The sequence below is a fragment of the Streptomyces sp. ISL-11 genome (assembly GCF_018614525.1).
Lineage (GTDB): Bacteria > Actinomycetota > Actinomycetes > Streptomycetales > Streptomycetaceae > Streptomyces.
In genome coordinates this window covers 1-18,288 of sequence record NZ_JAGGOL010000080.1, presented here as the reverse complement: position 1 = coordinate 18,288, position 18,288 = coordinate 1, and the positions used below count along the sequence as shown (strand labels likewise).

Below are 18,288 nucleotides of genomic sequence, written 5' to 3'. Positions count from 1 at the left end.
AGAAGGGCCAACATATCTATGCGCGTAGATTTTTTGGGACTGTACGCTGGCTTCACCGCTTCAGCTCACGCACCACACCACCGGGAGTGCCAGTGGCACGCGTCGTAGTCGACGTCATGCTCAAGCCGGAGATCCTCGACCCGCAGGGACAGGCGGTGCAGCGCGCGCTGCCACGCCTGGGTTTCGAGGGGATCGCCGACGTCCGTCAGGGCAAGCGCTTTGAACTCGAGGTGGAGGGACCGGTCGACGCCGCCGCCCTCGCCCGTATCCATGAGATGGCGGAAACGTTTCTCGCCAACACCGTGATCGAGGACTTCACCGTGAAGGTCGACGGAGAAGCACAGTGACCGTTCGTGTAGGGGTCATCACGTTTCCCGGCACCCTGGACGACCGCGACACCCAGCGCGCCGTCCGGATCGCCGGACTCGAACCTGTTTCGCTGTGGCACCGCGACAAAGACCTGCGCCAGGTCGACGCCGTGGTCCTGCCCGGCGGCTTCTCCTATGGCGACTATCTGAGGGCGGGCGCCATTTCCCGCTTCTCGCCCGTGATGGAGAAGGTCATCGAGGGCGCCCGCGAGGGACTGCCCGTCCTCGGCATCTGCAACGGCTTCCAGGTCCTCACCGAGACCCACCTGCTGCCCGGGGCGATGCTCCGCAACAACCACCTGCACTTCATCTGCCGCGAGCAGGGACTGCGGGTCGAGAACGCGGACACCGCCTGGACCTCCGACTACGAGGCGGGCCAGGAGATCTCCATCCCGCTGAAGAACATCGACGGCCGCTACGTGGCCGACGAGCGCACCCTCGACGAGCTGGAGGCCGAGGGCCGGGTCGCGTTCCGCTACCTGGACGGCAACCCCAACGGCTCGCTCCGCGACATCGCCGGCATCACCAACGCCGCCGGCAACGTCGTCGGCCTGATGCCCCACCCCGAGCACGCCGTCGAGCCCCTCGTGGGCACCGGTCGCACCGACGGGCTCGGATTCTTCACCTCGATCCTGAAGAAGCTGGTCAACGCATGACCCTCGACACCGTCAAGCACGCCGACGAGACGCCCGACACCGACCAGCCGTGGGCCGAACTCGGTCTCAAGCCCGATGAGTACGCCCGCATCCGCGAGATCCTCGGCCGCCGCCCCACCGGCGCCGAGCTCGCCATGTACAGCGTCATGTGGTCCGAGCACTGCTCGTACAAGAGCAGCAAGGTCCACCTGCGCCAGTTCGGCGAGAAGGTCCCCGAGAACGACGCCATGCTCGTCGGCATCGGCGAGAACGCCGGCGTCGTCGACGTCGGCCAGGGGTACGCGGTCACCTTCAAGGTGGAATCGCACAACCACCCCTCGTACATCGAGCCCTACCAGGGCGCGGCCACCGGCATCGGCGGCATCGTCCGCGACATCCTCGCCATGGGCGCCCGCCCGGTCGCCGTGATGGACCCGCTGCGCTTCGGTGCCGCGGACCACCCCGACACCAAGCGCGTGCTGCCCGGCGTCGTCGCCGGCATCGGTGGCTACGGCAACTGCCTGGGCCTGCCCAACATCGGCGGCGAGGTCGTCTTCGACGCCTGCTACCAGGGCAACCCGCTGGTCAACGCCCTGTGCGTCGGCGTGATGAAGCACGAGGACATCCACCTCGCCAAGGCGTCCGGCGCCGGCAACAAGGTCATCCTCTACGGCGCCCGCACGGGCGGCGACGGCATCGGCGGCGTCTCCGTGCTCGCCTCGGAGACCTTCGACGACGCGAAGCCCACCAAGCGCCCCGCGGTCCAGGTCGGCGACCCGTTCCAGGAGAAGCTCCTGATCGAGTGCACCCTGGAGATCTTCCGCGAGAACCTCGTCGACGGCATCCAGGACCTCGGCGGCGCCGGCCTGTCCTGCGCCACCAGCGAGCTGGCGAGCGCCGGCTCCGGCGGCATGCGCGTCGAGCTGGACACCGTGCCCCTGCGCGACTCCTCCCTCTCGCCCGAGGAAATCCTCATGAGCGAGTCGCAGGAACGCATGTGCGCGGTCGTCGAGCCCGGCAAGGTCGACCGCTTCATGGAGATCTGCGAGAAGTGGGACGTCATCGCCACCGTCATCGGTGAGGTGACGGACGGCGAGCGGCTGGAGATCTTCTGGCACGGCGAGCAGATCGTGGACGTCCCCCCGCGCACGGTCGCGCACGAGGGCCCCGTCTACGAGCGCCCGTACGCCCGTCCGGACTGGCAGGACGCCCTCCAGGCCGACGACGCGAACAAGCTCGCCCGCCCGGGTACCCCCGAGGAACTGCGCGAGCAGGTCCTGAAGGTCGTCTCCTCGCCGAACCAGGCGTCCAAGTCCTGGATCACCGACCAGTACGACCGCTTCGTGCAGGGCAACACCGTCCTCGCGCAGCCGGAGGACTCCGGCATGGTGCGGATCGACGAGGACACCAACCTCGGTGTCGCCGTCGCCACGGACGGCAACGGCCGCTACGCCAAGCTCGACCCGTACGCCGGCGCGCAGCTCGCGCTCGCGGAGTCGTACCGCAACGTGGCCGCCACCGGCGCCCGGCCGCTGGCCATCTCCAACTGCCTGAACTTCGGTTCCCCCGAGGACCCGGCCGTCATGTGGCAGTTCGCCGAGGCCACCCGCGGCCTGGCGGACGGCTGCCTGACCCTGGGCACCCCGGTCACCGGCGGCAACGTCTCGCTCTACAACCAGACCGGCGAGACCGCCATCCACCCCACCCCGGTGGTCGCGGTCCTCGGCGTCATCGACGACGTCAACCGCCGTACGCCGATCGCCTTCGCCGAGGAGGGCCAGCTGCTCTACCTCCTGGGTGACACCAAGGAGGAACTGGGCGGCTCCGCCTGGTCCCAGGTGATCCACGACCACCTCGGCGGGCTGCCGCCGGCCGTGGACCTGGAGCGCGAGAAGCTGCTCGCCGAGATCCTGATCGCCGCCTCGCGCGACGGCATGATCGACGCGGCGCACGACCTCTCCGACGGCGGCCTGGTCCAGGCCCTCGTGGAGTCGTGCCTGCGCGGCGGCAACGGCGCCCGGATCGTCGTCCCCGACGGCCTGGACCCGTTCGTCCTGCTCTTCTCCGAGTCCGCGGGCCGCGCGGTCGTCGCCGTGCCGCGCAGCGAGGAGCTGCGCTTCAGCGACATGTGCGGCGCGCGCGGCCTGCCGGCGACCCGCATCGGCGTCGTGGACGGCGAAGAGATCGACATCCAGGGCCACTTCGCCATCCCGCTGGCCGAACTGCGCGCGGCGCACGAGGCCACGATCCCGGGCCTGCTGGCCTAGGCCGTGTCCGGCGGGTGTCTTCGGCCGCGGGCCGTCGTTGCCGCCTGCGGCGGCGAGCGCCCTGCGGGCGCGTCCTCAAACGCCGGACGGGTTTGATTCGGCTGAGCTCAGCCGCTTCAGCCCGTCCGGCGCTTGAGGACACAGCACAGCAGCCCGTCCGGCGCTTGAGGACACCACGGACACCACCGCGCAGCGGTCGTGCGCACGACACAGCCCCAGGGGGCCAAGACCCCGTACCTCCGCACGCCTTCCTGGCCGGGCGCGGCGGCGCGGATTAGGGTCGGGCCATGCCTCCCGCCCCGCGCAGACCCCGCAGCCGCAGTTACGACCCCGCCAAGGTGCGCGCCGCCCTGACGGGCGAGATGGCGGTCGTACGGGGTCTCGTGAGCGCTCTGTGCGCCACACCCGAGGCGGCGGACCTGTTGGCCCGGCGTCCTCGTGCGGGGGCGCCCACGGCCCGTGAGCTGATTCTTCGCCTCGCCGGCGACATGGAGGCGGCCGCCGGCCGTCTCGTCGCGGATTCCGCGCCCGCCAAGGCCGACACCGGCATCCATGAGTACCTGGCAGCAGGCCTTCCGGACGACGCGCCCGCCGAGGCCCCCGAAATCCCCGAACAGCCCCTCCACGCGCGCGTGGACGACGCCGCGGCCCGTCTGACCGCCGCACTCGACGACCCCCACAGTGCTGCCGCGGTCACGACACCCGCGGGCACCCTCACCGTGACCGATTTCCTGCTGGCGCGACTGCTGACGACCGTGCTCCACGCCGAGGACCTGGCCGCCGCCACCGGCGCCCCCGTGCCCCACGGCCGGCAGGCCCTGGCCACCGTCACCCGCCTGCTCGCCGACGCGCTCGCGGCCAAGGCCCCCGGCGGTTCCGTGGAGGTCCGTATCCCGCCCTTCGCGGTCGTGCAGTGCGTCGCCGGGCCCAAACACACCCGCGGTACCCCGCCCAACGTGGTGGAGACCGATCCCCTCACCTGGCTCCGCCTCGCCACCGGGCGTACGGACTGGGCCACGGCCGTGGATCAAGCGGCCGTCGCCGCCAGTGGTGAGCGCGCGGACCTTTCCGCGCAACTACCGCTGCTCATATGAGTAAAGGGTGATTCGCTGTACGCGCCGAGTGGCTGTGCGTGGTGTGAGGAATTCCCGGTCGTCCCCGGTTCGGATGAACCTCGTACCTGCCATAGACTCGACATGTGCCTCGTGGTGATGGACGACTCAACCACGACCTGCTCCCCGGCGAAAAGGGCCCCCAGGACGCTTGCGGCGTCTTCGGTGTCTGGGCTCCGGGTGAAGAGGTCGCCAAGCTCACCTATTTCGGGTTGTATGCCCTGCAGCACCGTGGACAGGAGTCCGCGGGCATCGCAGTGAGCAACGGCTCCCAGATCCTCGTCTTCAAGGACATGGGACTGGTCTCCCAAGTCTTCGACGAAACCTCCCTCGGCTCCCTCCAGGGCCATATCGCGGTCGGTCACGCCCGCTACTCCACCACCGGAGCGTCGGTGTGGGAGAACGCCCAGCCGACCTTCCGGGCGACCGCCAACGGCTCGATCGCGCTGGGTCACAACGGCAACCTGGTCAACACCGCCGAACTGGCCGAGATGGTCGCGGCTCTCCCCCGGGAGAACGGCCGTGCCAACCAGGTCGCGGCGACCAATGACACCGACCTGGTCACCGCCCTGCTCGCGGGTCAGACCGATGCCGAAGGCAAGCCGCTGACCATCGAGGAAGCGGCCACCAAGGTCCTTCCGGACGTCCAGGGCGCCTTCTGCCTCGTCTTCATGAACGAGCACACCCTGTACGCCGCCCGTGACCCGCAGGGCATCCGCCCGCTGGTCCTGGGCCGGCTGGAGCGCGGCTGGGTGGTGGCCTCCGAGACCGCCGCCCTCGACATCTGCGGCGCCTCCTTCGTCCGCGAGGTCGAGCCCGGTGAGCTCATCGCCATCGACGAGAACGGCCTGCGGACCTCCCGGTTCGCCGAGGCCAGGCCCAAGGGCTGTGTCTTCGAGTACGTCTACCTGGCGCGCCCCGACACCGACATCGCGGGCCGCAACGTCTACCTCTCCCGCGTGGAGATGGGCCGCAAGCTCGCCGCCGAGGCCCCGGTCGAGGCCGACCTGGTGATACCGACCCCGGAGTCCGGCACGCCGGCCGCCGTCGGTTACGCCGAGGCCAGCGGTATTCCGTACGGCACCGGCTTGGTGAAGAACTCCTACGTCGGCCGGACCTTCATCCAGCCGAGCCAGACCATTCGCCAGCTGGGCATCCGGCTCAAGCTCAATCCGCTCAAGGACGTCATCCAGGGCAAGCGCCTGGTCGTCGTCGACGACTCCATCGTGCGCGGCAACACCCAGCGCGCCCTGGTGCGGATGCTGCGCGAGGCCGGAGCCGCCGAGGTGCACGTGCGGATCTCGTCGCCGCCGGTGAAGTGGCCGTGCTTCTTCGGCATCGACTTCGCCACCCGCGCCGAGCTGATCGCCAACGGCATGACCGTCGAGGAGATCGGCAAGTCGCTGGGCGCGGACTCCCTGGCGTACATCTCTCTTGACGGCATGATCGAGGCGACCACCATCGCCAAGCCGAATCTGTGCCGCGCGTGCTTCGACGGCGAGTACCCCATGCCGCTGCCCGACCCCGAGCTGCTGGGCAAGCAGCTTCTGGAGACCGAGCTGGCCGGTGGCACGGACGCCGCCGACGCGCTCCGTCGCCCGTAACGCCTCCGCAGTACCGAACGACACGAAAGTTCTCAAACTCATGTCTGCTGGGTCTTCTGAGCACGCTACGCGCACGGGCACCGGTGCCAGCTACGCAAGCGCAGGCGTCGACATCGAAGCGGGCGACCGCGCCGTAGAGCTGATGAAGGAGTGGGTGAAGAAGGCCACCCGCCCGGAGGTCGTCGGCGGCCTCGGCGGATTCGCCGGGCTCTTCGACGCCAGTGCGCTCAAGCGGTACGAGCGCCCGCTGCTCGCCTCCGCGACGGACGGGGTCGGCACGAAGGTCGACATCGCACGCCGGATGGGTGTCTACGACACCATCGGCCACGACCTCGTCGGCATGGTCGTCGACGACCTGGTCGTCTGCGGCGCCGAGCCGCTGTTCATGACCGACTACATCTGCGTCGGCAAGGTCTACCCCGAACGGGTGGCCGCCATCGTCAAGGGCATCGCCGAGGGCTGCGTCCTGGCCGGCTGCGCGCTGGTCGGCGGCGAGACCGCCGAGCACCCCGGGCTGCTGGCCGCCGACGACTTCGACGTGGCCGGTGCCGGCACGGGTGTCGTCGAGGCCGACCGGGTACTGGGCGCGGATCGCATCCGTACGGGTGACGCGGTCATCGCGATGGCCTCGTCCGGACTTCACTCGAACGGGTACTCACTCGTCCGCCATGTGCTCTTCGACCGGGCCGGCTGGGCGCTGGACCGGGACGTCCCGGAGTTCGGCCGGACGCTCGGCGAGGAGCTCTTGGAGCCCACCAAGATCTACTCGTTGGACTGCCTGGCCCTCACCCGCACGGCCGAGGTGCACGCCTTCTCGCACATCACCGGCGGCGGCCTCGCCAACAACCTCGCCCGGGTCATGCCGGCCGGGCTGCACGCGACGGTCGACCGCTCCACCTGGACGCCGGGCGCGGTCTTCGACCTGGTCGGCAAGCTGGGCGGGGTCGAGCGGCTGGAGCTGGAGAAGACGCTGAACATGGGCGTCGGCATGATCGCGGTCGTACCGCAGGAATCCGTGGACGTGGCGCTGGCCACCTTCGCGGACCGGGGCGTGGACGCCTGGGTCGCGGGTGGGATCACCGAGCGCGGCGACCACGCCGAAGCGGTGACCCTGACGGGTGACTACCACGCGGGCTGAGCCCTTCCGGGCAGCACAGAACCCGGTCCGGGGCGGGGCCCTGGACCGGGTCGGTGGGAGTTACAGCGTCAAGCGCGGCGACGATATGTCGAGGAGTGGTCGGGCGATTGCTCGTCCTCGTCCTCATCGTTGTAACGATCTGCGTACTGAGCGTACGGATCGTCGTCCAGCTCATCGTCCTTTTCGAGCGGCTCGCTTGGCAGCGGCTGCTTCGTCGGCGATGCGCCCAGCTCATTGGCCAGACGTGAGAGATCGGTCCCGCCGCTGTTGTACTTCAGCTGGCGGGCGACCTTTGTCTGCTTGGCCTTGGCCCGGCCGCGCCCCATGGCTCGACCCCCTCAGTGACGGGGCTCGACGGCCCCAGAGTCTTGACACGCGTTCACGTTCATGAGTCAGAGCGGACCCTCGGTGAGGATCCGGCCTGTAGGGCTTCAACGGTACCTGCTTCCGCGGCCATACGGTACGTCGCCCGCATGACGTGCCACGCAGCACAACCCGTGGGGAGCCCCGTCCCCGCTGGTCAGCTGCGATTTTAACGTGTCTTGTGCGCCGACCCGCCGAGGAGGTGGTGAGGGATCTCTCCCTCATCGTCTCCTCGGCGGGTCTGTAGAGACCACTGTGCGGGTACCGAGCGTACGACCGGGTACCGCCTGTACACGCCCGTACCCTGGCGAGCCGTACCGACCGGTCGGGTCAGTGGCCCGGCCGGCCCGCGGCTGCCTTCCGGGCCTCCGCCATGCGCTGCTCGGCGAGCCGGTCGGCCGCCGCGGCCGGCGGAATACCGTCCGCCTTGGCGCGATCAAATATGGCCAAAGTCGTGTCGTAAATCTTGGTCGCCTTGGCCTTGGCGCGGTCGAAATCGAAACCGTGGAGTTCGTCGGCGACCTGGATGACGCCGCCCGCGTTCACCACGTAGTCCGGCGCGTAGAGGATCCCGCGGTCGGCGAGGTCCTTCTCGACACCCGGATGGGCGAGCTGGTTGTTGGCCGCGCCGCAGACCACGGTGGCGGTCAGCGCGGCGACGGTGTCGTCGTCCAGCGCGCCGCCGAGGGCGCACGGAGCGTAGACGTCCAGCGGCGTCCGCACGAGGACGTCGGCGTCGGTCACGGCGGTCACCGAGGGGTGCCGGGCGATGATCCGTTCGACGGCCTCGGCGCGGACGTCCGTGATGACGACCTCGGCGCCGTCCTCGATCAGGTGCTCCACCAGGTGGTGGCCCACCTTCCCGACGCCCGCGACACCGACCCGGCGGCCGCGCAGCGTCGGCTCGCCCCACTGCGTCCGGGCGGCGGCGCGCATGCCCTGGAAGACGCCGAAGGCGGTGAGCACGGAGGAGTCGCCGGCGCCGCCGTTCTCCGGGGAGCGGCCGGTGGTCCAGCGGTTCTCGCGGGCGACGACGTCCATGTCCTGCACGTACGTGCCGACGTCGCACGCGGTGACATAGCGGCCGCCGAGAGAGGCGACGAAACGGCCATAGGAGAGCAGGAGTTGCTCAGTCTTGATCTCGTCCGGGTTTCCTATGATCACGGCCTTGCCGCCGCCGTGATCGAGACCCGCCAGGGCGTTCTTGTACGACATGCCGCGGGCGAGGTTGAGCGCGTCGAGCACCGCCGCCTCGTCCGAGGCGTACGGGTAGAAGCGCGTGCCGCCGAGGGCCGGGCCCAGGGCGGTGGAGTGAATGGCGATCACGGCCCGGAGGCCGGTCTCGCGGTCCTGGCAGAGCACGACCTGCTCATGGCCGCCCTGGTCGGACCGGAACAAGGTGTGCAGCACGCCGTCAGCTTCTGGGGATCCCCCCTGCACGGAGTGCTTGGGGGAGGGACGTACGTCAGTCACTGTGGTGACTCCATAAGTCGCGGAGGTCGCCCTCCGGGGGTGGTGGAGGGCCGGTTGGCACGAGGGTAAGACCTGCGGGGCCGCGCGATCGGTCCCGTGCCGAGGATCACTCTCCCGGGGTGCGGCGCCATGGGACGATCTGGTCGGTACTGGGGAGGGATCGGCGAACTCTCTGGAATGTCCTCCCGTTTGAGGGGCGAGTGAGGGAGCGAGTGTGGGGTCGGCGTCATCGGTGACTGTCCCGTACGCGGCGTATCTGCGGGTCTACGAACCTCTGGGCGCGTTTCCGGAACCCGAACGCGGACACTGGGAGCGCTATGCCCGCCGTGAGGCCCTCCCGGGCGTCCAGGAGGAGCTCCGCCGCTCGCTCGCGGACCTGCTGCCCACCCCGGCGGTGCCGGTGCCGGTGCACGAGAGCGGCGACGCCTTCGTGACGGTCGTCGACGGCGTGCTGTGCGTCTGCCCCTGGCGCACCCGGCTGCGGGGCTGGCTCGCCCTGGAGGAGCTGTCGGAGAGCCTGCCGGCCCCGGTGCTGGACGCCGCGCTGCCGCCGGTGGTGCGCCGCCAGGCGGAGGTGGACTACGAGCACTGGCTGGAGCGCAATCCCGACGCCCGGCCGTGGATCCGGACGGCGACCTGGCAGGTGCCGCTGCGCTGGTTCGTCCTCTTCTCGGACGAGGAGCGCGAGTACGGCAAGGGCGAGGGCGAGCTCGTCCTGCGCTATCGCACGCCCATGGTGGAGGCCAGGCGCCGGGTGGCGCGGGGCCTGCGGACGCTCAAGGACGCGATCGACGAGGGCCCGCTGATCGACGGCCTGGTGGACGTGGGGCGGTGGCTGGAGGAATTCCATCCGCGCTCCCTGGTGGAGCTGGACTACGGCGGTCTGGTGCACATGGTGCCCGAGGCGGACCTCGCCGAGGACCACTCCGCGGGCGACACGGCCGAGGGGCTCGCCGCGCTGCGCGAGGGGGACGGGGCGCGGGCGGGCGAGGCGTACGAGCGGCTGACGGAGCGTTGGACGGCCGTACGGAACCGTCAGTATGCGAACTGAAGTCCCATACCGGGGATGGAGAGGTTGCCGGGGCTCGTGTGACGGGCGCCGCAGGACCTAGGTCCCGATCCGGGCCATTGCCGCAACCGTGACCTAACGCACTTACGTTAGGTCTTGCGCCCATCGCCCGGCCTCGTGGCAAAATAGGACAAGGAGTCCGGGAAGGACTCCTTCCGTCCAAGTACGGGCGGATAGATCGGTATTGCACTCCTTGACGGGTCTGGTGACCCCTGATCCCGCTGTGACTGATCGTCACGGTGGCGTGACTGTCCGCTATGGCATGGTCCATCGGCTTCCGTCGAGGTTGAACACCTGAGAGGGCAATTCCATCGGTTTGGCCGACGTGGCTGGACAGATGGTGTAGTTGTAGTGCCGAGGACAAGCCGTTCGTCCTATAACCGACTCGGCCCGCGTCCGCCATTTCGGGCAACGTGGGTCAAGGTGCAGAATTTAGAGGAAAGAACCGACTCCAAGTCCGGTTCTCCCGAGGAGGCCGCTCATGACCGCTCGCACCCCTGATGCCGAGCCGCTGCTGACCCCGGCTGAGGTTGCCACGATGTTCCGCGTGGACCCGAAGACGGTCACCCGCTGGGCGAAGGCGGGCAAGCTCACGTCCATCCGCACGCTCGGAGGGCACCGCCGTTACCGCGAAGCGGAGGTCCGCGCCCTGCTGGCGGGCATTCCGCAGCAGCGCAGCGAAGCCTGAACCACAGCCTGACGCACAGCCGGGCGTTTTCCGGGGCCCCCAACCCGGTGGAACGCCCAATTGAAGCTCCACCAGCTCCACAGCTGCAAGCGACCGGGACCCGCCCCAACGGGTTCCCTGCCCACCGACTTGGGCGAGTCGTCGATCGCGCTGGACTCCGCCGGGTCCAGCGCGATCTTTTTTATGCCCGGCCGTGCCCCCGCCGTCCCCCGGCTGATCGCTCCCCGGGCCCGTCGGCGGGCCGCCGACGGGGCGTCCTCCGGGTGACACCAGGGCATCCCCGGCCTCGCGGCGGGCCCTTTCGGGTGGAGTGCAATTGCACATATTAAATTGACCTGTTGTAGGGGAGGGGTAAGTTCCCTCACTCCTGAAACTCTTTCGGTGACTCCCGTCACAGCGCGACGTGCTTGTCACTCACCGTGTCGCTGCGGTAATGGGGGAACGACTGCTCCCGGCGCCCTGGGCGCCGCCTCCAGCCTGGCAGCCGACTGCCGCCGGAACAGCCGCCGTTGGTCACCCGGCGAGGGGGCCTTCGTCCCGGCCCCTCCGGGCCCCCTGGGCGCCGGCTATGGGGCTCCCGGGTGCCTCCTGCGCGAGCCGCAGGAGGCGGTGGCACACCGCGCAGTGCCGGGTCAGGTGGCGATACCCCGAGGCGGCCGAGAGGTGGGCGCGCAGCAGCGCCCTCGTCTCATGCCGGATGCTCTCGGCCCGCCTGGGGCCGGTCCGCTGGAGATCGGTCCGGGTGGGATCGGTGCGGGTGGTCGTCGTCATGGAGCGCAGCACCTCCACTGTCTGGGTACCCCTGGCACGTGTCCCAGTCAAGCGCGGATGCGAGAAGGCCCGGATCCCTCGAAAGGGATCCGGGCCTTCAATTCATGCGGTCCTGACGGGATTTGAACCCGCGGCCTCCACCTTGACAGGGTGGCGAGCACTCCAAACTGCTCCACAGGACCTTGCTTCGCTTTCCGCTCTCGCGGGCTGCGAAACAAGACTCTACAGCAGGTCAGGGGGTGCGGTCGAACCCGATCTCCGGAGCCGCCCGGCGGCGGGTCCCCGGGCCCGGCCGCCGCGGCTACGGCGCCAGCTGATCGATGGCCTTCACGATGCGTTTGTCCGAGACCGGATGGGCCGTGCCAAGGGCATGTGCGAAGTAGCTGACCCTCAGCTCCTCGATCATCCAGCGGATGTCCAGGGCCTCCTGCGGCACCGGCCGCCCCTTGGGGAACTGCTCCAGCAGCCAGGCGTACTCGTCCCGCATCTCCTTGACCTTCGCCATCCGCGTGCGGTCGCGCTCGGCGTTGGTGGGCAGCTGCGTCAGCCTGCGGTCGACGGCCACCAGATAGCGCAGCAGGTCCGGAAGCCGGCGCACGCCGTGGGCGGTCACGAAGCCGGGCCGGATCAGCTCGGCCAGCTGCTCCTTGACGTCCGTCAGCGACGGTACGAGCACGAGCGAGGTCGTGGCCTTGAGCCGGCGCTGGCACGCCTGCCAGGCCGCCAGCACCTCCTGCACCCTGCGGATCGTGTCCAGCGTCGCGTCGACGATGTCGGCCCGTACGGAGTCGAAGAGCTTGCGGAAGGACTCCTCGTCCCAGGCCGGGCCGCCGTGCGCGGCGATCAGCTTGTCGGCCGCGCCGGAGACGCAGTCCTCGAAGAGCGCCGGGATGGAACCGTGCGGGTTCGCCGACAGGGCGAGCTTCTGCTGGTTGCTGAGCTTGTCCTGGGCGAATTTCGCGGGGTTGGAGGGGAGGTTGAGCAGGATGAGGCGGCGGGTGCCCCGCCACATGGCCTCCCGCTGCTCCGCCTCGGTGTCGAAGAGCCGCACCGCCACCGACGCGCCCTCGTCCACCAGCGCCGGGTACGCCTTGACAGGCTGGCCCGCCCGGCGGGTCTCGAAGGTGCGCGCGAGGGTCCCGACCGTCCACTGGGTGAGCCCGGAGCGCTGCTCCGGCCCGCGCGGGCCGAAACCGTCGCCCGTGGCCTCCGTGGCCTGCTCGAACGCCTTGGTGATCGCGGCCTGCGTCCTGGGCTTCAGCCGCAGCCGCAGCGCCTCCAGGTCCTTGTCCTCGGCGATCTTCCGCTTGCGCTCGTCGATGACCCGGAAGGTGATCTTCAGGTGGTCGGGGACCTTGCCGGGGTCGAAGTCCTCCGGCTCCATCCGGACGCCCACCATCCGCTGGAGCTCGCGGGTCAGTGTGGTGACGAGCGGCTCCTGGAGCGGCACGGCGCGGTCGAGGAACGCCTTGGCGTAGTTCGGGGCGGGGACGTAGTTCCGGCGGATCGGCTTGGGCAGCGAGCGGATCAGCTCGGTCACCAGGTCCTCGCGCAGGCCCGGGATCTGCCAGTCGAAGCCCTCGGACGAGACCTGGTTGAGCACCTGCAGCGGGACGTGCACGGTCACACCGTCCGCGTCCGCGCCCGGCTCGAACTGATAGGTCACCCTGAACTTCAGCCGGCCCTGACGCCAGGAGTCCGGATAGTCGTCCTTGGTGACGGCTTCGGCGTTTTCGTTGATGAGCATGGAGTGCTCGAAATTGAGCAACTCCGGCTCTTCGCGCCGCTTGTGCTTCCACCACGAGTCGAAGTGCGCACCCGAGACCACATGGTCGGGCAGCCGCTGGTCGTAGAAGTCGAAGAGCGTCTCGTCGTCCACCAGGATGTCGCGGCGGCGGGCGCGGTGCTCCAGCTCCTCCACCTCGCCCAGCAGCTTCCGGTTGTCGTGGAAGAACTGGTGGTGCGTACGCCAGTCGCCCTCGACGAGAGCGTTGCGGATGAACAGCTCACGGCTGGTCTCCGGGTCGATCCGCCCGTAATTGACCTTCCGCTGGGTCACGATGGGCACGCCGTAGAGCGTCACCCGCTCGTACGCCATCACGGCCGCCTGCTTCTGCTCCCAGTGCGGCTCGCTGTAATTGCGCTTGATCAGGTGCTCGGCGAGCGGCTCGATCCACTCCGGGTCGAACTTGGCGTTGACCCGCGCCCACAGCCGGGAGGTCTCCACCAGCTCGGCCGACATGATCCAGCGCGGCTGCTTCTTGAAAAGGGCGGAGCCCGGGAAGATCGCGAATTTCGCGCTGCGGGCACCGAGGTACTCGTTCTTCTCCGTCTCCTTGAGCCCGATGTGCGAGAGAAGACCGGCCAGCAGCGACTGGTGCACCCGGTCCTCGGGCGCGTCCTCCTCCGACAGATGGACGCCCATCTGCTTGGCGACCGTACGCAGCTGCGAGTAGATGTCCTGCCACTCGCGTATGCGCAGGTAGTTCAGGAACTCCGACTTGCACATGCGCCGGAACGCCGACGAGGACAGCGCCTTCTGCTGTTCGCGCACGTAGCGCCACATGTTCAGGAAGGCGAGGAAATCGCTCGTCTCGTCCTTGAAGCGGGCGTGCTGCTGATCGGCCTGCGCCTGCTTCTCCGAGGGCCGCTCGCGCGGGTCCTGGATGGAGAGGGCGGCCGCGATCACCATCACCTCGCGCACGCAGCCGTTGCGGTCGGCCTCCAGGACCATCCGGGCCAGCCGCGGGTCCACGGGCAGCTGCGAGAGCTTCCGGCCCAGCGGGGTGAGCCGCTTCTTCGGATCCTTCTGCAGCGGGTCGAGTGCGCCGAGCTCGTGCAGCAGGTCGACGCCGTCCTTGATGTTCCGGCGGTCCGGCGGGTCGATGAAGGGGAATTTCTCGATGTCCCCGAGGCCGGCGGCCGTCATCTGGAGGATGACCGAGGCCAGGTTCGTCCGCAGGATCTCGGCGTCAGTGAATTCCGGCCGGGCGAGGAAGTCGTCCTCCGAATACAGCCGGACGCAGATGCCGTCGCTCGTACGGCCGCAGCGGCCCTTGCGCTGATTGGCGCTGGCCTGCGACACGGCCTCGATCGGCAGTCGCTGCACCTTGGTGCGGTGGCTGTAGCGGGAGATCCGGGCGAAACCGGGGTCGATCACATAGCGGATGCCCGGCACGGTCAGCGAGGTCTCCGCGACGTTCGTGGCCAGGACGATGCGGCGGCCCGTGTGCCGCTGGAAGACGCGGTGCTGCTCGGCGTGGGACAGCCGGGCGTACAGCGGGAGGATCTCGGTGGTCTGCGCGACGGCACCCCCGACGCGGCCGAACTTCTTCTCCAGCGCGTCCGCCGTGTCGCGGATCTCCCGCTCGCCGGAGAGGAAGACGAGTATGTCGCCGTCGCCCTCCCGCCGGAGCTCCTCCACCGCGTCGCAGATCGCGGTGACCTGGTCGCGGTCGGAGTCCTCGGAGTCCTCCTCCAGCAGCGGCCGGTAACGGACCTCCACCGGATACGTGCGGCCGCTGACCTCGACGATGGGCGCGTCGCCGAAGTGGCGGGAGAAGCGCTCCGGGTCGATCGTCGCGGAGGTGATCACGACCTTGAGGTCGGGGCGCCGGGGCAGCAGCTGGGCCAGGTAGCCGAGGATGAAGTCGATGTTGAGGCTGCGCTCGTGGGCCTCGTCGATGATGATCGTGTCGTACTGGCGCAGCTCGCGGTCCGTCTGGAGCTCGGCGAGCAGGATGCCGTCCGTCATCAGCTTGACGAGCGTGTCGCCGCCCACCTGGTCGGTGAAGCGGACCTTCCAGCCGACCGCCTCGCCGAGCGGCGAGCGCAGTTCCTCGGCGACGCGCTCCGCGACCGTGCGGGCGGCGATGCGGCGGGGCTGGGTGTGGCCGATGAGGCCCTTGACCCCGCGGCCGAGCTCCAGGCAGATCTTGGGGATCTGGGTGGTCTTGCCGGAGCCGGTCTCGCCCGCGACGATCACCACTTGGTGATCGCGGATGGCCGCGAGGATCTCGTCCTTCTTCTGGCTGACCGGCAGCTGTTCGGGGTAGACGATCGCGGGCACGGCGGCGCGCCGCGCGGCGACGCGCAGCTCGGCGGCGTCGACGTCGGACGCGATCTCGGCCATGACGGCCGTACGGGCCTCTGGCTTGCGGATGCGGCGCGCACCGTCGAGTCGGCGGCCCAGCCGCTGCTGATCGCGCAGCATGAGCTCGGGGAGCCGCTCCAGGAGGGCGGGCAGGGCGGGGGCAGGCTGACTGGACATACGGGACCCAGGATCTCACCCCGCGGAAAAGACTGACGAATGAATTGTCGCCCGGGCCTGGGGAGGTTTGTCCCGGATAGGTGCTTTAGGTTGTCGGTATGTCTGATGATCGGGAGGAATTTCCGGGCCGGAATGACACCGTCACACGCCCGCCGGGGCGCTGGGCCGCGTTCAAGGCATCGCCCTTTCTGCCGGCGACCGTGCTGCTGTTCATCCTCTCGGCCGCCGCCGGCCTCTTCGCCGGCTCGTATACGTACGTCATGGCCGACCCCACCCCGCACCACATCCCCGCCGCCGTGGTCGGCGCGGCGCGCGACACTCCCCGCGCCGCGGCCTTCACCGAGGGCATGGAGAAGGCCCTCAACGCCTCGCTCGAACTGCGCGCCTACGACTCCTACGCGCACGCGCGCGTGGACGTCGACGAACAGCGGGTCTTCGCCGTACTGCGGGAGCGCGGCGACGCGGGCCGGTTGACGGGTGTCGACCTGGAGGTGGTGGGCGCCGCCGGCGCCGCCGTGGCCCAGGTGCTCGCCGAGACGGCGCCCCGGGTGGGCCAGGAGGTCGGGGTGCCGGTCGCGGTGAAGGACATCAAACCGCTCCAGCGCGGTGACCCGCGCGGGCTCGCCCTCTTCTACATCTCCCTGGCCGCGGTGATCATCGGCTTCATCGGCGCCATTCAGCTCAGCGTCCACGCCGGCCGGCTCAACCCGGCCGAGCGCATCGCCTTCATCCTCGCGTACGCGGTGCTCGGCGGCTTCTCGATCGCCGCCGTCGCGGACTGGGGGCTGGGCGCGCTGGATCTGCCGTTCGGCGAGTCCTGGATGATCCTTTCGCTGACCATGTTCACGTCCGGCATGGTCTTCACGATGTTCAACACCCTCATCGGCCGCTGGGCCATGCTCCCCACGTGGGGACTGATGGTGCTGCTGGGCAACCCGTCCTCCGGTGGCGCGGTGTCCTGGCAGATGCTGCCCTCGCTGCTCGGCCACATCGGCCGCTGGCTGCCGCCGGGCGCCTCCGTGAACGCCCAGCACACCGCCGTCTACTTCGGCGGCCACCAGCACGCCTTCCCGTTCCTGGTGCTGACCGGCTGGGCGGTGCTGTCCGCGGCGGTCTTCCTGATCTGGCGGCACCGCCATCCGGGCGGACGCGAGAGGGTGGCGGCGGCGGCCTCGTAGGAGCCCGGATACGCGTAAGGCCCCGATCCAAGAGGATCGGGGCCTTACGACTGCTGTGGCTGGGGCCGGGGTCGAACCGGCGACCTTCCGCTTTTCAGGCGGACGCTCGTACCAACTGAGCTACCCAGCCTAGGGGTATCCCCAGGTCGAAGACCTAGGGGAAGCGATCACCCTAGGGTGATCACAGCGGTCCTGACGGGATTTGAACCCGCGGCCTCCACCTTGACAGGGTGGCGAGCACTCCAAACTGCTCCACAGGACCTTGCTATGTGCGAGCACTAGTCTCGCACACGTTACAGCGTGCCCCCAACGGGATTCGAACCCGTGCTACCGCCTTGAAAGGGCGGCGTCCTGGGCCACTAGACGATGAGGGCTGAATGGCCCGCCTGGGCGCTTCGCAGCGCCTCGGGGACGTGAGAAGCATATGGGATGCGAGGAGGTATCGCCAAAACGGTTTCCCTCAGGCCCGGCGCGGCGCCCGGCCGGGGTGCCGGGAGGCCGCCGGAGGACCACCGGGCCGGCATCCGGCGAGGTACGGCGTCCGGCGCGCGCGTGCCGGACAATGGCGAGCGTGCTGGAGATGACGCGCGAGGAGTTCGAGGAACTGGTCGCCGAGGCCCTGGACCGGATCCCGCCGGAGCTGACGCGGCTGATGGACAACGTCGCGGTGTTCGTCGAGGACGAGCCCCCGACGGATGATCCACAGCTGCTCGGCCTGTACGAGGGGACGCCGCTGACCGAGCGCGGCGAGTGGTACGCGGGCGTGCTGCCGGACCGGATCACGATCTACATGGGTCCGACGCTGCGGATGTGCGCATCGCGGGAAGAGGCCGTCGAGGAGACCGAGGTGACGGTCGTTCACGAAGTCGCCCACCACTTCGGCATCGATGACGAACGGCTGCACGCGCTCGGTTACGGGTGAGGCGGGGGAGGGGGACGGTATTTCCGGGGATTCCGCCCCGGGGCGCCGCCCGGTCCCGTGCGGTGCGGTCCGTCCCCGGGTGACCGCGCGCCGCGCGTGTCCTGCGCGGGGCGGGGCCAGTTGGGCAGGGGGCCTGTCCCACGCGATCCGAAGGCGGTCCCCTTCATGCGCCCCACCTCAGCTCACGCAGCCGTCACCAGGATCGCGGCCGTCGCCGTCGCGGCCCTGACCCTCGGGGGGTGCATGAGCGTGAGCGACCCGGGGCGGCCGGCTCCGTCGTCGGGTACGGACAAGCGCCGCGAGGCCGGTCCGGAGCCGGACGGCGGCGTACGGCTGCCGGGCGGGCGCCCCGGCCGGCCGGACGCGAAGGCGGCCCACGGCGCGAGCGGAAGCCCGGCGGCGAAGGGTGCGGCCGCCGCGTCCTCCTCGG

The 18,288-nt window shown here is 69.7% G+C and carries 14 protein-coding genes, 4 tRNA genes and 1 pseudogene; 11 read left to right on the top strand and 8 right to left on the bottom strand.

Annotation, left to right across the window (positions count from 1 at the left end; translation table 11 throughout):
- The first annotated feature begins 92 nt into the window (after positions 1 to 92).
- The 6 genes from purS (at position 93) to purM (ending at position 7,124) form a co-directional block, all read left to right on the top strand.
- Positions 93 to 347 carry a phosphoribosylformylglycinamidine synthase subunit PurS gene (gene purS / locus J7E86_RS17840; RefSeq protein ID WP_215082688.1) on the top strand — a complete coding sequence of 85 codons (255 nt, stop codon included), beginning with the start codon at positions 93 to 95 and terminating at the stop codon, positions 345 to 347.
- On the top strand, positions 344 to 1,024 hold the full coding sequence (purQ, locus tag J7E86_RS17835) for a phosphoribosylformylglycinamidine synthase subunit PurQ (RefSeq protein WP_215082687.1): 681 nt from the start codon (positions 344 to 346) through the stop codon (positions 1,022 to 1,024). Before purS ends, purQ begins: the two co-directional genes overlap by 4 nt.
- Positions 1,021 to 3,270 carry a phosphoribosylformylglycinamidine synthase subunit PurL gene (gene purL, locus J7E86_RS17830; RefSeq protein WP_215082686.1) on the top strand — a complete coding sequence of 750 codons (2,250 nt, stop codon included), beginning with the start codon at positions 1,021 to 1,023 and terminating at the stop codon, positions 3,268 to 3,270. The genes purQ and purL overlap by 4 nt, the downstream gene beginning before the upstream one ends.
- A 287-nt stretch (positions 3,271 to 3,557) precedes the next feature.
- Positions 3,558 to 4,364 carry a sterol carrier family protein gene (locus J7E86_RS17825; RefSeq protein ID WP_215082685.1) on the top strand — a complete coding sequence of 269 codons (807 nt, stop codon included), beginning with the start codon at positions 3,558 to 3,560 and terminating at the stop codon, positions 4,362 to 4,364.
- Positions 4,365 to 4,468: 104 nt separating this feature from the next.
- A complete protein-coding gene (gene purF / locus J7E86_RS17820) occupies positions 4,469 to 5,986 on the top strand; it encodes an amidophosphoribosyltransferase (protein ID WP_215082684.1) in 1,518 nt (505 codons plus the stop codon).
- Positions 5,987 to 6,026: 40 nt separating this feature from the next.
- On the top strand, positions 6,027 to 7,124 hold the full coding sequence (gene purM / locus J7E86_RS17815; protein ID WP_215082683.1) for a phosphoribosylformylglycinamidine cyclo-ligase: 1,098 nt from the start codon (positions 6,027 to 6,029) through the stop codon (positions 7,122 to 7,124).
- Positions 7,125 to 7,192: 68 nt separating this feature from the next.
- On the opposite strand, the gene J7E86_RS17810 is transcribed toward purM, so the two are convergent.
- Complete coding sequence (locus J7E86_RS17810) at positions 7,193 to 7,450, bottom strand: DUF3073 domain-containing protein (RefSeq protein WP_215082682.1); 258 nt, start codon at positions 7,448 to 7,450, stop codon at positions 7,193 to 7,195.
- A gap of 367 nt (positions 7,451 to 7,817) precedes the next feature.
- The gene (locus tag J7E86_RS17805; RefSeq protein ID WP_374223816.1) at positions 7,818 to 8,960 is read right to left on the bottom strand and encodes a Leu/Phe/Val dehydrogenase; all 1,143 of its coding nucleotides are present in this window, start codon (positions 8,958 to 8,960) and stop codon (positions 7,818 to 7,820) included.
- Between the two features lie 214 nt (positions 8,961 to 9,174).
- Between J7E86_RS17805 and J7E86_RS17800 the strand changes: the two genes are divergently transcribed.
- Entirely contained in the window at positions 9,175 to 10,011 is an 837-nt protein-coding gene (locus tag J7E86_RS17800) for a hypothetical protein (protein WP_215082681.1), read from the top strand.
- A 499-nt stretch (positions 10,012 to 10,510) separates the two neighbouring features.
- Positions 10,511 to 10,717: a developmental transcriptional regulator BldC gene (gene bldC / locus J7E86_RS17795; RefSeq protein WP_003949541.1), complete on the top strand. Its 207-nt coding sequence runs from the start codon at positions 10,511 to 10,513 to the stop codon at positions 10,715 to 10,717.
- A gap of 513 nt (positions 10,718 to 11,230) precedes the next feature.
- Here bldC and J7E86_RS17790 read toward each other — a convergent pair.
- From J7E86_RS17790 to hrpA, 3 genes are all read right to left on the bottom strand, one after another.
- Positions 11,231 to 11,488 carry a DUF6274 family protein gene (locus tag J7E86_RS17790; RefSeq protein ID WP_251019287.1) on the bottom strand — a complete coding sequence of 86 codons (258 nt, stop codon included), beginning with the start codon at positions 11,486 to 11,488 and terminating at the stop codon, positions 11,231 to 11,233.
- 107 nt (positions 11,489 to 11,595) lie between these two features.
- Positions 11,596 to 11,670 (bottom strand) — tRNA-Asp (locus tag J7E86_RS17785).
- 119 nt (positions 11,671 to 11,789) lie between these two features.
- Positions 11,790 to 15,758 (bottom strand): ATP-dependent RNA helicase HrpA, encoded by a 3,969-nt coding sequence (hrpA, locus tag J7E86_RS17780; RefSeq protein ID WP_215082680.1) that lies wholly within the window; start codon positions 15,756 to 15,758, stop codon positions 11,790 to 11,792.
- Between the two features lie 98 nt (positions 15,759 to 15,856).
- On the opposite strand from hrpA, the gene J7E86_RS17775 reads away from it, so the two are divergent.
- Complete coding sequence (locus J7E86_RS17775) at positions 15,857 to 16,936, top strand: ABC transporter permease (RefSeq protein ID WP_215082679.1); 1,080 nt, start codon at positions 15,857 to 15,859, stop codon at positions 16,934 to 16,936.
- Positions 16,937 to 16,992: 56 nt separating this feature from the next.
- On the opposite strand, the gene J7E86_RS17770 is transcribed toward J7E86_RS17775, so the two are convergent.
- The 3 genes from J7E86_RS17770 to J7E86_RS17760 all read right to left on the bottom strand — a co-directional run bounded on the left by J7E86_RS17770 (position 16,993) and on the right by J7E86_RS17760 (position 17,310).
- Positions 16,993 to 17,066 (bottom strand) — tRNA-Phe (locus J7E86_RS17770).
- A 57-nt stretch (positions 17,067 to 17,123) separates the two neighbouring features.
- Positions 17,124 to 17,198 (bottom strand) — tRNA-Asp (locus J7E86_RS17765).
- Between the two features lie 39 nt (positions 17,199 to 17,237).
- Positions 17,238 to 17,310: transfer RNA gene (locus J7E86_RS17760), tRNA-Glu, on the bottom strand.
- Between the two features lie 197 nt (positions 17,311 to 17,507).
- Here J7E86_RS17760 and J7E86_RS17755 point away from each other — a divergent pair.
- Positions 17,508 to 17,858 carry a metallopeptidase family protein gene (locus J7E86_RS17755; RefSeq protein ID WP_215082678.1) on the top strand — a complete coding sequence of 117 codons (351 nt, stop codon included), beginning with the start codon at positions 17,508 to 17,510 and terminating at the stop codon, positions 17,856 to 17,858.
- 165 nt (positions 17,859 to 18,023) lie between these two features.
- Positions 18,024 to 18,288: pseudogene (locus J7E86_RS17750) on the top strand (hypothetical protein); the annotation flags it as partial.

What these genes read in the sequence shown, in the direction of transcription:
- purL (WP_215082686.1), top strand. Translation starts at nt 1,021, where the DNA reads ATGACCCTCGACACCGTCAAGCACGCCGACGAGACGCCCGACACCGAC.
- J7E86_RS17825 (WP_215082685.1), top strand. Translation starts at nt 3,558, where the DNA reads ATGCCTCCCGCCCCGCGCAGACCCCGCAGCCGCAGTTACGACCCCGCC.
- purM (WP_215082683.1), top strand. Translation starts at nt 6,027, where the DNA reads ATGTCTGCTGGGTCTTCTGAGCACGCTACGCGCACGGGCACCGGTGCC.
- J7E86_RS17810 (WP_215082682.1), bottom strand. Translation starts at nt 7,450, where the DNA reads ATGGGGCGCGGCCGGGCCAAGGCCAAGCAGACAAAGGTCGCCCGCCAG.
- bldC (WP_003949541.1), top strand. Translation starts at nt 10,511, where the DNA reads ATGACCGCTCGCACCCCTGATGCCGAGCCGCTGCTGACCCCGGCTGAG.
- J7E86_RS17790 (WP_251019287.1), bottom strand. Translation starts at nt 11,488, where the DNA reads ATGACGACGACCACCCGCACCGATCCCACCCGGACCGATCTCCAGCGG.
- hrpA (WP_215082680.1), bottom strand. Translation starts at nt 15,758, where the DNA reads ATGTCCAGTCAGCCTGCCCCCGCCCTGCCCGCCCTCCTGGAGCGGCTC.
- J7E86_RS17775 (WP_215082679.1), top strand. Translation starts at nt 15,857, where the DNA reads ATGTCTGATGATCGGGAGGAATTTCCGGGCCGGAATGACACCGTCACA.